Raw genomic sequence first — 13,066 nt, 5'->3', positions numbered from 1 at the left:
TTCTGTTTACGCAAGATTTTCGAAATATGCCTCCAACGCCTCCAGCTGTTCGCTGGCATCCTCAATGGCGTTGAATGTGCGCCGAAACTGGTCGTTAGGGGCGTGCTCTTGCAGATACCAAGAGACGTGCTTACGTGCAATACGAAATCCCTTGCCTGGACCATAAAAGTCGTGCAATTCCCGTATATGCCCGTTTAACAAGCGCTGCACTTCGCCAAGTGGCATCGGTGGCAGCAGCTCCCCAGTGTCCAGGTAGTGCTGGATTTCCCGGAAGATCCAAGGTCTTCCCTGAGCGGCACGTCCTATCATCAGAGCATCAGCTCCAGTGTAGTCGAGCACCGCTCTGGCTTTATGCGGGTCAGTGATGTCACCATTCGCGATAATCGGAATGGAAACAGTCTGCTTAACTGCCCGAATGCTGTCGTATTCCGCCTCACCATTAAACAGGCAAGAACGGGTTCGGCCATGAATCGTCAGGGCCTGTATACCACAGTTTTCGGCCAATTGGGCAATTTCTATACAGTTACGGTGTTCTGGCGACCAACCCGTCCGGATCTTCAGCGTCACTGGCACATCTACCGCATTAACAACGGCGGAGAGGATCTGTTTGACCAGATCGGGATGCTGCAACAATGCAGATCCTGCCAGCTTGCGGTTCACTTTCTTGGCCGGACATCCCATATTGATATCGATGATTTGGGCACCATTTGCCACATTGATTCGGGCAGCCGCCGCCATATCATCTGGGTCGCTACCGGCAATTTGCACGGTACGAATTCCAGGCTCATCACTATGAACCATGCGCAAACGCGACTTATCCGTCCGCCAGACCTCAGGATTTGAGGAGAGCATTTCAGATACAGCCATCCCAGCCCCCATGCCATGACATAGCGCTCTGAAGGGGCGGTCTGTTATACCGGCCATCGGGGCGGCAATCAGGCAATTTGTAAGCTGGAAGTGTCCAATACGCATAGACAAAGAATGACCACACTGTGTCCGTAAGGGCGCGTATATTACGCATTTTTGCGCCCAGATGAAAGGCCAAACTTTGACCAATTGATGAAAAAAGAGCAGTAAATCACGGTGTAATCTTGGCTAATTAATTATTTATTCATATATAACATGGCGTTAAGTTGAATTGGTTAATTTGTGCGCTTTAGTGTTTTCTACTAAACAACATCATTATTGACTGAAAAGGCCACATAACTGTGGTCGAAAGTGCTGAATTATTCATCAAATCAACGATAAAGCAGAGATGTAAATGTGGCGGACATCTCATTTTGGCTAAAAATCGGGTGTGATGAGTCATCAAGAAGTGCTCGTGCGAAGGGAAGAAGATAGCCCTTGCTGTTATTCCATAATAAAGCAGGGGCTATTGGTCGGTGCGATGGGTATTAAAGCTATGCGCCAGTCATTCGCACACCCGTGATACGACACCACTCCTCTTTCTCGGCCACGGGGTCGAGAATGAATTTATCCTCGTAAGCCTCAGCGACACCCGCCGCTTGCGTTGCCAGCACCCCTGACAGGCCAAGGTGGCCGCCTGCAACCGGCAAGACGCTAATCAGCGGGGCCAGCTCCCGTAACGGGCCAGCCAGAATATTGGCTACTACCACGTCAGCGGACAAATCAGCCGGTTGGTCTTTTGCTAGGTAGAGCGCCAAACGCTCTGAAACGCCGTTGCGCTGCGCGTTATCACGGCTGGCCTGAATGGCCTGCGGATCGATATCAATGCCGATAGCGTGCGCAGCACCGAGCTTCAGTGCCGCAATCGCCAGGATGCCAGAGCCACAACCGAAGTCGATAACGGTTTTGCCCACCAGATCGAGGCCATCAAGCCATTGCAGACACAATGCGGTGGTCGGGTGGGTCCCTGTCCCAAACGCCAGACCGGGGTCGAGCATCACATTAACGGCGGTAGGGTCGGGCACATCACGCCAGCTTGGGCAGATCCACAGGCGCTCGCCAAAACGCATCGGATGGAAGTTATCCATCCATTCACGTTCCCAATCTTTATCTTCCAACTGCTCAATTTTATGGATGAAACCTTTACCGAGCTGCGGATTGTATTCCAACATGGCAACCACTTCGGCCATATCAGTTTCAGCATCAAACAGGCCAATGACATCGGTATCGCCCCACAGGCGGGTCTCTCCCGGCAGGGGTTCAAACACCGGATTATCGTGGGTATCCTGAAAGGTGACCGATACCGCGCCACTTTCAATCAGCGCATCTCCAAGGGATTCGGCCTGATTACCGGTGGTGTTTAACTTCAATTGAATCCAAGGCATAGCAACTCTCTCAATAACCCATTCATCCTGAGATCAATGGGTTGATATAGTGAATAGTGATCTTAATCCGTGCTGGCGATAGCGGGCTGTCGTGCCCGTGCCCGATCGCCAAACTGATTACCGATATAAAACGCCAGCAGGTTAAGCACCAGCGATGGTACTATCGGGTGCAGACCGGCTATTTTAATGTCGAAACTGGCCAGTACCGTATAGCATACCGCACCGACAATCATTGAGCTAAGGGCACCGTGGGCATTGGCGCGCTCCCAGTACAGCCCTAACACCAATGGCCAGAGGAATACCGCCTCTAGGCCACCAAAGGCCAGCAGGTTCAGCCAGATAATCATCTCCGGCGGACGCCAAGCGGCCAGCAGCAGCAATAGCCCGAGAACCAGAGTCGATAAGCTGGAAATTCGCGTCAATTTGCGCTCATTTTTTAACTCTTCCGGCCACAAATTGAGATACAAATCTTTCACGATGGTGGCAGAGGATTGCAGCAACTGGGCATTGATGGTGGACATAATCGCCGCCATCGGCGCTGCCAAAAAGATCCCTGCGGCAAAAGGCGGGAGAACCGTGATCATCAGTGTTGGGATCACTTGATCCGGGATCTTCAGATCCGGCAGGATCGCCCGGCCAAGTGCGCCCGCCAGATGCATACCAAACATCAGGATCGCGACCACAATGGTGCCGAGGATAATGCCACGATGCACGGCTTTGCTATCACGATACGAAATACACCGCACGGCAGTATGCGGTAGACCAATGACTCCGAAACACACCAAGATCCAGAATGAGGCCATAAACGGCAGATCGAGGATCTTATCGCCCCCTTGCGGAGTGACCAGCGCGGGATCGATATGTTGCAGGGTCTCGACCGCTTTATGCAGCCCGCCAGCGGCATGGATCACTGCCACTAACAGCAAGATGGTGCCGATCAACATCACCAGCCCCTGCATGGCATCGTTCAGCACACTGGCACGGAAACCGCCAAAAGAGGTATAGAGCGCGATACTGATACCGAAGATCAATAAGCCAGTGTCATAGGGGATGCCGGCGGCGGTTTCCAGTAAGCGGGCGCCGCCGATAAATTGTACCGTCATGGCCCCGACAAACGCCACCAGCAGACTGAGACTCGCCAGCCACACCAGCAAACGACTCTGATAGCGGGCATACAGCATGTCGTTGAGGGTGACGGCATTATAGCGGCGGGCCAAAATGGCAAATTTCTTACCCAAGACGCCTAACGACAACCAGACCGCTGGCAGTTGGATCATCGCCAACAAAACCCAACCGAGGCCATATTTATAGGCCGCACCCGGCCCGCCAATAAAGGAGCTGGCGCTGATATAGGTGGCGGTCAGGGTCATCGCCAGAACGAATCCCCCCATCGAGCGATTGCCGATGAAGTATTCATTGAGAAAATTCCCGGTTTGGCGGCGGGTATAAGCATAAACGGATAAGCCAAATACCATCGCCAAATAGCCCACGAGTGGCAGGATGACATCAGTTTGCATTGTCGTCCTCCAGCGAAATATCGCGGAATATCACGCGCACCATCAGCCAACACAGCCCAATAAACAGCAGCGGAAGTGCAATACAGGCAGCTTCAAACCAAGCGGGTAAGCCCGTCATTCCGGGGATGTTGCCCGGTAAATAAGCTGTGATTATCCAGCCAACCAGATACGCTAGCGTTAAGCCAAAGGCCCAGCGTGCTTCTTTGTTTGCCTGTAGGAATCTTGTTTCCATATTTCCCCCATACCCTTCGTTCTTGGCGCTACAGCGTTGTTAGCTGCTCTCACCCACCCGAATTACTGACCTGAGTCAGCTCATTGGGATGTGTTCGTTTGCTGCCTAGCTGTAACCCTAATGACTTTGGGTATGCGCCTCGTCATTGATGTTTCAGCGCTGTTAGCTGCTCTCACCCACCCGAATCACTGACCTGAGTCAGCTCATTGGGATGTGTTCGTTTGCTGCATGGTAGCTGCGCCAATTGTTTAGGGTATCTAAGCCGAAAGAAAGTTTAAAAAGAAAAAAGGCCGATGATTAACCGGCCTTGATATAAAGACGAAATGTTGAATGGCGAAAAATCAGGTCTCTTGTAACCCGAGTTTCTTCTCCAGATAGTGGATATTGGTGCCACCGTGCTGGAAGTTTTCGTCGTTCATAATGCGTTGCTGCAACTCAACGTTGGTTTTTATGCCATCAATAATGAGTTCTGCCAGCGCATTTTTCATGCGGGCAATCGCCACATCACGGTTTTCACCGTAAGTGATCAGCTTGCCGATCATGGAGTCATAATATGGCGGCACAGTATAACCGGCGTAAATATGAGACTCCCAACGCACCCCAAAACCACCCGGCGCATGGAAACGGGTAATTTTACCCGGACTTGGCAGGAAGGTGTTTGGATCTTCGGCGTTGATACGGCATTCAACGGCATGACCATGGACTTTCACTTCATCTTGTTTGATGGAGAGAGGCTGTCCAGCAGCGATACGCAGCTGTTCTTTGATCAAATCGACACCGGTGATCATTTCGGTAACTGGGTGCTCAACCTGAATACGGGTGTTCATTTCGATGAAATAGAACTCGCCGTTTTCATACAGGAACTCGAAGGTCCCTGCACCACGATAGCCGATCTCTACGCACGCTTTTGCACAGCGTTCACCGATATGACGGCGCATTTCGCTCGTGATACCGGGTGCGGGTGCCTCTTCAACCACTTTCTGGTGGCGGCGCTGCATAGAGCAGTCACGCTCAGCCAGATAGATAGCATTACCCTGACCGTCAGCCAAAATCTGAATTTCGATATGGCGTGGGTTTTCAAGGTATTTCTCCATGTAAACCATGTCGTTATTGAAAGCCGCTTTGGCTTCCGCACGGGTCATGTTAATGGATTGCTCAAGATCTTTATCGTGGCGAACCACACGCATACCACGACCGCCGCCGCCGCCAGATGCCTTGATGATGACCGGATAACCGATACGTTTGGCAAAGGCTTTGTTCTTGGTGACGTCGTCAGTCAGTGGGCCGTCAGAGCCGGGTACACAAGGGACACCCGCTTTCTTCATCGCGCTGATAGCGGAAACTTTATCGCCCATCAGGCGAATGGTTTCGGCACGTGGCCCGATAAAGATGAAACCTGAACGTTCTACCTGTTCGGCAAAATCAGCATTTTCAGACAGGAAACCATAGCCGGGGTGAATAGCCACCGCGCCGGTGATCTCAGCTGCAGAGATGATTGCTGGGATGTTCAGATAGCTTTTAACAGAAGGCGCGGGACCGATACAGACAGTCTCGTCAGCCAATAATACGTGTTTCAGATCACGATCTGCCGTGGAGTGAACGGCGACAGTTTTGATCCCCAGCTCTTTACAAGCTCGCAGGATACGCAGCGCAATCTCACCACGGTTAGCGATTACGATTTTATCAAGCATGGAACGCCTCGTTACTCGATGACGACAAGAGGCTCGTCGAATTCAACCGGTTGACCGTTTTCAACCAGAATGGCTTTTACAGTACCGGATTTATCTGCTTCGATTTGGTTCATCATTTTCATCGCTTCAACGATGCAAAGAGTGTCACCAGCAGAAACTTTCTGACCTACTTCAATGAAGGCTTTAGCATCTGGGCTCGGGGTACGGTAGAAAGTCCCGACCATTGGAGAGCGCACGATATGGCCGCTGATAGCTGCCGGTGCAGCGGCTTCAGCCGCAGGTGCTGGTGCGACGGCAGTGGCCAGAGCGGGCTGCTGTGGTGCAGCAAAAGCATACGGCTGTTGCATCATTGGGTAGTTTGGTGCGGCGGGAGCACGACTGATACGTACTGACTCTTCGCCTTCTGAGATTTCCAGCTCTGAAATGCCGGACTCTTCAACCAGTTCGATCAGTTTCTTAATCTTACGAATATCCATGAGTGTGATTCCGTACTCTTTTTGTGTTGCATTAGTTGGATTTTGACAAGCGATTGACCGCTGCCTGTAAAGCAAAGTTGTAGCCATCTGCGCCAAGTCCGCAGATGACGCCAACCGCGATATCAGAGAGATATGAGTGATGACGGAAAGGCTCTCTGGCATGCACATTCGACAGGTGGATCTCGATAAACGGGATCTGCACGCCTAGTAATGCATCGCGCAGTGCCACGCTAGTGTGCGTGAACGCTGCTGGGTTGATCAGGATAAAGTCGGTATTACCCCGCGCCTGATGAATTCTCTCGATCAGCACATGTTCTGCATTTGACTGCAAATGGGAAAGTGCGACATCCATTTCCTGAGCTTGAGTCTCTAACTGGCTGACAATCTCAGCCAGCGTGGTAAAACCGTACTTTTCCGGTTCACGCGTTCCAAGCAGATTCAAGTTAGGGCCATTCAGAAGCAAAATGTGAAACTTATCCGACATTGTGCTGGTATCTCCGGCAATAAGTACATCATCGTAAAAAATAACCTGCTGTCACCGATTTGTCACCTTTTTACGATGAATTTGACACTGCGATCGGTACTAAGGTCGGGCATTATAATGATATCGTAGCAATTAGCAGCTAAATACTGGTCTTATCAGCGAAGATATTCAATAAAAAAGAATCTGAACTGTGCATTCATCACCAATAAGTGTCGATTTTTAACGGAACCATTGGCGAAATTTTTTGTAACGCAGAGCCAGTAATAGGGCTGCCGTTATCGCGTAAATAATGGGAATTGGCGACACGGTTTTAACCGACCAAAGATAATGAATCGGTGCAAGAATGGCGACAACATACACCAAATTATGCAGCTTTTGCCAGTTGGCTCCCATTTTTCGTTGTGCCCATAGGGTGGATGTGACCGCCAGTGACAGCAACAATAGCCAACTGATGATGCCCAATGTCAGGTAGGGGCGGGTGACCAGTTCACGACCCAGCAAGCTAATGTTACTCAGCCCCAGTTCCAGCACGGAATAACTGACTAAATGCAGTGTGCCCCAAGCAAAGCACCATAAGCCCAATAGGCGACGACAGCGGATCAGCAGAGGTTGTTTGCCATAGCGTGCCAATGGCGTGACCAGCAGTGTCGCCAACAACAGTTTAAGGGTCATACGGCCAGTAAAATGCTGAATATCTTTGGCGGGATCGGCACTGAACCAGCCTTGGTCAACAGATAAAACTAGCCAGAAAAAAGGCAGCGCTGCCGCCAGCCAGATCGCCACCTTGAGCCATTTTATGTGTTGCAGACTGAGACGCATCAGAAGTTTTTCCTCAGATCCAACCCACGATAGAGCGAGGCGACTTGATCGGCATAGCCATTAAACAGCAGTGTCGGTTGGCGCTGGACATCAAGGATGCCACCAGAGCCGATAAAGCGCTCAGTGGCTTGTGACCAGCGAGGATGATCCACATGTGGGTTTACATTGGCATAAAATCCATACTCACCAGGGGCGCTGAGATTCCACGTGGTGGGCGGAATTTCATTGGTCAGCCGAATATGGACGATAGATTTTATTCCTTTAAAACCATATTTCCACGGTGTGATGAGTCGCAGTGGTGCGCCATTTTGTGGCGGCAGCGCCTTGCCATACACACCCACGGTCATGAAGGCCAGCGGGTGCATCGCTTCATCCAGCCGCAGCCCCTCGACATACGGATACTTCAGTCCACCGCCAATAAAACGGTCTTGCTGCCCCGGCATCTGGTCGGGTGCATAGAGTGTCTGGAATGCGACGTAGCGCGCATTACTGGTCGGTTCAACCAGCTTTAGCAGTTTCCCCAGTTCAAAACCAATCCACGGCACCACCATTGACCAAGCTTCAACGCAGCGCATACGATAGATGCGCTCCTCCAGCGGGAAACGCTTCATTAAGTCATCAATATCCAGCGTCATCGGCTTAGCCACTTCCCCGTCGATTTTGACTTGCCAGCCTTCGGTTTTCAGGGTACCCGCATTGGCAGCGGGATCGGCTTTATCCAGACCAAATTCATAGAAGTTATTGTAGCCGGTCACTTTATCTTCCGGTGTCATCGCCAGATTGGGGTGATACACGGCTGATGGGGTAAATTCCAGCGGCTTGCCTGAAGGGGCTTTGGGGCGATCATTGCCTTTAAACCATGCCAGCAAATCGGCCTGCGCTGATGTGGGTAATGCCAGCGTGGCGGCGGTAATGCCCAGCGCCTGCAATACCTTACGGCGCTGGTAAAAGATGCTTTCAGGGGTGACGTCCGCTTCCGTCAGTTTACGCGGTGTCGTGTTTTCATGAGAAGCATTAGCACGAGAAGCGTTATGTTTGGCGTGAGATAAAACGTTGCGCATAGGATTACTCCATCGAACAGGGGCGTCATATTGACTGTAGTAATATTACATCATGGCGGCTTATGGCGATAAGTGCGAGGGGGGAGAGACAAATTTGAAAATACTTACAATGGGGGGAGGGCAAGACCGAGGGAGGTGACCTCCACTCGGTCGTATTTACTTTCAACTGGCTGTATTTATTTAAAAATAGTATTTCAGCGAACTTTAACCAAGGTTCGGCCAGTGATCTCATTTGCCAACAAACGGGCGGCGATGGTCGGCGCATCGGCTAGCGTGATGGAGTGTGACGCTTGCTGATAGAAGCTCTCGGGTAAGATTTTCAGCAGCCGCTGCCAAGCTTGCTGGCGGCGCGGTTGGGGTGTCATCACTGAATCCACCCCTTGCAAGCGCACATTACGCAGAATAAAGGGCATTACAGTGGTTGGCAGAGTGTAACCGCCCGCTAGCCCGCATGCTGCCACGGTACTGTTGTAGTTCATCTGCGCCAGCACTTTAGCCAGTAATTTGTCGCCAACGGTATCAATGGCACCTGCCCATAGCTGCTTTTCCAGCGGGCGTGATGCATCCAGATAATCATTGCGGGATAACACCCGATGAGCACCCAAACTTTTCAGATATTCACTGTTGCTGTCACGACCAGAAATCGCGGCAATCTGGTAGCCCAGAGCAGAAAGCAAGGCGATCGCGGTGCTCCCCACGCCACCACTGGCACCGGTGACCACCACCTCACCGCTTTCAGGTGTGACGCCCCCCTCTTCCAGCGCCATGACGCACAACATGGCGGTAAAGCCCGCAGTGCCGATAATCATCGCTTTTCGCGGTTCCAGCCCTTCAGGCATGGGCACTAGCCAGTCGCCATTCACCCGCGCTTGCTCAGCCAAACCGCCCCAATGGTTTTCACCCACGCCCCAGCCGGTCAGCAATACGGATTGACCTACGTGAAAACGCGGATCTTCGCTGCTGTGAACCGTCCCCGCGAAATCAATACCGGGCACCATAGGGAATTCACGAATGATCTTCCCCTTGCCCGTGATGGCTAGCGCATCTTTATAATTCAGGCTGGACCAGTTGACATCAACCGTGACGTTACCGGCAGGCAATTGTGAGGGGGAGATTTCACGTACTTCTGCGGTGGTACGGCCTTCAGTTTGCTCAAGAACAAGCGCTCGCATATCGCACTCCAGAAAAACAGAAAAAGGATAACTTAAGAGTGAGCCAATATAACGGCAACATCAACCTTTCAGCCTGATCAAGGACAAAAATCGGGCCATTGATTTTGACTATGACTATCCTTGAAAGAGGAGCCCCAAAACTTCAGGGAAAAGGGCAGAGTTAATAGGTAATTGTCGCATTATGAGGTAAAAAACAGTGTTATGAGCTGTTTTTGTCATATAGTGTTTTCCTCAAGGGAATGAGTTTTCTACTTCTAATGCGCTTCGCAAGGCTAAGGGATGCGATTTACAACCAAATTTTCTGCGTTTATGACACTGCTGGTCGTATTGGCCATGTGTTTGGTGCTACTGGGTAGCACGGCAAGTTTCTTCTATTATGCTCGTTCTCTTTATGCGGTGGCGATTATGTCGCTGGCCGCGCTGGTGATCGTGCTAACACTATGGCTGAGTTTTCGTTGGCTGCGAGAGCAGACTGCGGGTCAGGAGAAACTGGAGTGGCGAGCAAAACGTATTTTGAATGGTGAACGTGAACACGCAGTTCGCAGCGAAGGCCACGAATGGCCCCCCTGTGCCAGCCGTGCCATTGATCATTTATTGGCTGAGCTGATAGAAGTGAGGGCGGAGCGTAACCGTGTCGATACACTGATTCGCACGTTTGCGGCACAGGATGCCAAGACCGGCTTCAGTAATCGCCAGTTTTTTGATAATCAACTGACCACGCAACTGGAAGAGTCCGGCGCTCACGGCGTGGTCATGATGGTACAGTTGCCGGACTTTGACCGCTTAAATGAAACAGACGATCATCAACTGGTACAAGAGCTGATGCATTCGCTGATTAACATGCTTTCTACCTTTGTTGCCCGCCATCCCTCCGCATTACTGGCGCGTTACCATCAACATGAGATTGCCATCTTACTGCCACATAAAACTCTAAAATATGCTGATGTTATGGCCGCACAACTGGTCCACGCGATCGGGACGTTACCCGAACCTCATGTTATTGACCGTGAATCGTTGCTGCATATTGGGATTGTGGCGTACCGCGGTGGCGAATCAGCCGAACAGATAATGGATAATGCGCGACAAGCGACCAGAAATGCGGCGATGTATGGCGGGAATGGTTGGTATGTCTTCGATACTCAAGTGACGGAAAGAGGGCGTGGCAGTGTCAAATGGCGTACTTTATTGGAACAAACACTGGAGAGCGGAGGCCCACGGCTCTATCAACGCCCGGTGATTACTGTTGACGGTAAGATTCATCACCGTGAGGTCATCAGTCGTATATTTGATGGTAAACAGGAGTTGCTGGCGGCTGAGTTTACCCCCTTGGTGCAATTGTTTGGCTTAGCTGAACGCTATGACCGCCAAAAGATTGATCGGATAATTCCTTTATTATCTTTATGGCCGGACGAAACTCTGGCATTTTCTATCTGCGTTGATTCATTATTGCAGCGTCCTTTCCAGCGTTGGCTGCGGGATACGCTACTGCAATGCAAAAAATCGGATAGAACGCGAATTATCTTTGAACTTGCAGAGGCAGATGTGTGTCAACATATCGACCGAATCCGCCCGATGATACGTTTATTGCTCGGCATAGGCTGCAAGGTGATGGTGTCGCAGGCCGGATTGACGGTTGTCAGCACCTCTTATATCAAGTCTCTGCGGATTGAAATGATCAAGCTTCATCCGGGATTAGTCAGAAATATTAATTTACGGTATGAGAATCAGTTGTTTGTAGAAAGTCTTACCGGTGCTTGTGCAGGCGCACAGGCAAAAGTTTTTGCTGCGGAAGTGCTTACCCGTGAAGAGTGGCAAACTCTGAAAGAGAAAGGGATTTATGGTGGACAGGGCAATTTTTTTGCTCCACCGACGCCTTTGAATCCCGGAAAGAAAAAATATTCGTATTAGGCCATGTTTAGCCTGATCGTTGAGCAAAAATTAACGTAGAATGTGTCGGTCATTTCCGTAAATCGTTGGTGGGCGCTTACTTCCAGCGAAAATCAGGTTAAATGTTAGATTTTATGTGCTGTGTTACGCCGGTCGTTGCGCAGAATCCGTGTTGTGCCAAGGTTTTATTCAACCTTTTCAAGCGATATGGACTCTGAATGGAACGACATGTCAACAACGCAGCTACTTTTTCACCGAATCGGGACGTTTTTGCGCCTTGTCGCTGGTTCGTGTGGTTGGTAAAGTAGGCGGATTTTATTTTTCGCCCCCAGCTTGCAGGATTATCCTTTCGTTATGTTTAAGAAATTTCGTGGCATGTTTTCCAACGACTTGTCCATCGACTTGGGTACCGCCAATACCCTTATTTATGTTAAAGGACAAGGCATTGTACTGAATGAACCTTCAGTGGTTGCTATTCGCCAGGATCGTGCCGGTTCACCAAAGAGCGTTGCGGCTGTGGGCCATGAAGCCAAACAGATGCTAGGGCGCACTCCCGGTAATATCGCAGCTATTCGCCCAATGAAAGATGGCGTTATTGCCGATTTCTTTGTGACCGAAAAGATGCTGCAACACTTTATCAAGCAAGTTCATAGCAACAGCTTTATGCGCCCAAGTCCGCGTGTACTGGTGTGCGTACCGGTCGGGGCCACTCAGGTTGAGCGCCGTGCGATCCGTGAATCTGCTCAGGGCGCAGGCGCTCGTGAAGTGTTCCTGATTGAAGAACCGATGGCGGCGGCAATTGGTGCTGGCCTACCGGTCTCTGAAGCAACAGGTTCGATGGTTGTGGATATTGGTGGCGGGACCACCGAAGTAGCCGTTATCTCTCTGAACGGCGTGGTTTACTCCTCTTCTGTTCGTATCGGTGGTGACCGCTTTGATGAAGCCATCATTAATTATGTGCGCCGTAACTATGGTTCACTGATTGGTGAAGCGACTGCCGAACGCATCAAACACAGCATCGGTTCTGCTTATCCGGGCGATGAAGTTCTGGAAATTGAAGTTCGTGGCCGTAACCTTGCTGAAGGTGTACCTCGTGGCTTTACCCTGAACTCCAATGAGATCCTCGAAGCGCTGCAAGAGCCGCTGACTGGTATCGTTAGCGCGGTCATGGTTGCTCTGGAACAGTGTCCGCCAGAACTGGCATCTGACATCTCTGAGCGCGGTATGGTGTTGACCGGTGGTGGCGCATTGCTGCGTAATCTGGATCGCCTACTGATGGAAGAGACCGGTATCCCAGTGGTGGTAGCCGAAGATCCATTGACCTGCGTCGCGCGCGGCGGTGGTAAAGCGTTGGAAATGATCGATATGCATGGCGGCGATTTGTTCAGCGAAGAATAGTCAGCCAAAAGGAGAAACGCCAGATCGATAAACCCATG

The 13,066-nt window shown here is 50.9% G+C and carries 12 protein-coding genes; 2 read left to right on the top strand and 10 right to left on the bottom strand.

Annotation, left to right across the window (positions count from 1 at the left end; genetic code table 11):
- Positions 1-6: 6 nt before the first annotated feature.
- The 10 genes from dusB to acuI all read right to left on the bottom strand — a co-directional run bounded on the left by dusB (position 7) and on the right by acuI (position 9,743).
- On the bottom strand, positions 7-972 hold the full coding sequence (gene dusB, locus HRD69_RS03290; RefSeq protein WP_004875752.1) for a tRNA dihydrouridine synthase DusB: 966 nt from the start codon (positions 970-972) through the stop codon (positions 7-9).
- A 428-nt stretch (positions 973-1,400) separates the two neighbouring features.
- Positions 1,401-2,291 (bottom strand): 50S ribosomal protein L11 methyltransferase, encoded by an 891-nt coding sequence (prmA, locus tag HRD69_RS03285; protein ID WP_004875753.1) that lies wholly within the window; start codon positions 2,289-2,291, stop codon positions 1,401-1,403.
- A 62-nt stretch (positions 2,292-2,353) separates the two neighbouring features.
- On the bottom strand, positions 2,354-3,808 hold the full coding sequence (gene panF / locus HRD69_RS03280) for a sodium/pantothenate symporter (RefSeq protein WP_032814831.1): 1,455 nt from the start codon (positions 3,806-3,808) through the stop codon (positions 2,354-2,356).
- A complete protein-coding gene (locus tag HRD69_RS03275; protein WP_004875755.1) occupies positions 3,798-4,040 on the bottom strand; it encodes a YhdT family protein in 243 nt (80 codons plus the stop codon). Before HRD69_RS03275 ends, panF begins: the two co-directional genes overlap by 11 nt.
- A gap of 341 nt (positions 4,041-4,381) precedes the next feature.
- Entirely contained in the window at positions 4,382-5,731 is a 1,350-nt protein-coding gene (accC, locus tag HRD69_RS03270; RefSeq protein ID WP_004875756.1) for an acetyl-CoA carboxylase biotin carboxylase subunit, read from the bottom strand.
- Positions 5,732-5,742: 11 nt separating this feature from the next.
- Positions 5,743-6,207: an acetyl-CoA carboxylase biotin carboxyl carrier protein gene (gene accB, locus HRD69_RS03265; protein ID WP_004875757.1), complete on the bottom strand. Its 465-nt coding sequence runs from the start codon at positions 6,205-6,207 to the stop codon at positions 5,743-5,745.
- Between the two features lie 31 nt (positions 6,208-6,238).
- On the bottom strand, positions 6,239-6,691 hold the full coding sequence (gene aroQ / locus HRD69_RS03260; RefSeq protein ID WP_032814832.1) for a type II 3-dehydroquinate dehydratase: 453 nt from the start codon (positions 6,689-6,691) through the stop codon (positions 6,239-6,241).
- Positions 6,692-6,910: 219 nt separating this feature from the next.
- Positions 6,911-7,510, bottom strand: a complete 600-nt coding sequence (msrQ, locus tag HRD69_RS03255; protein ID WP_032814834.1) for a protein-methionine-sulfoxide reductase heme-binding subunit MsrQ — start codon at positions 7,508-7,510, stop codon at positions 6,911-6,913.
- A complete protein-coding gene (gene msrP, locus HRD69_RS03250) occupies positions 7,510-8,571 on the bottom strand; it encodes a protein-methionine-sulfoxide reductase catalytic subunit MsrP (protein WP_004875759.1) in 1,062 nt (353 codons plus the stop codon). The genes msrQ and msrP overlap by 1 nt, the downstream gene beginning before the upstream one ends.
- Positions 8,572-8,765: 194 nt before the next feature.
- Complete coding sequence (gene acuI / locus HRD69_RS03245; RefSeq protein WP_004875760.1) at positions 8,766-9,743, bottom strand: acrylyl-CoA reductase (NADPH); 978 nt, start codon at positions 9,741-9,743, stop codon at positions 8,766-8,768.
- Positions 9,744-10,022: 279 nt separating this feature from the next.
- On the opposite strand from acuI, the gene csrD reads away from it, so the two are divergent.
- On the top strand, positions 10,023-11,651 hold the full coding sequence (gene csrD / locus HRD69_RS03240) for an RNase E specificity factor CsrD (RefSeq protein ID WP_032814836.1): 1,629 nt from the start codon (positions 10,023-10,025) through the stop codon (positions 11,649-11,651).
- Between the two features lie 333 nt (positions 11,652-11,984).
- Positions 11,985-13,028, top strand: a complete 1,044-nt coding sequence (mreB, locus tag HRD69_RS03235; RefSeq protein WP_004875762.1) for a rod shape-determining protein MreB — start codon at positions 11,985-11,987, stop codon at positions 13,026-13,028.
- Positions 13,029-13,066: the final 38 nt, after the last annotated feature.

Source organism: Yersinia mollaretii ATCC 43969, assembly GCF_013282725.1.
GTDB classification, from domain to species: Bacteria; Pseudomonadota; Gammaproteobacteria; order Enterobacterales; family Enterobacteriaceae; genus Yersinia; species Yersinia mollaretii.
This window is presented reverse-complemented; position numbering and strand designations above follow the sequence as displayed.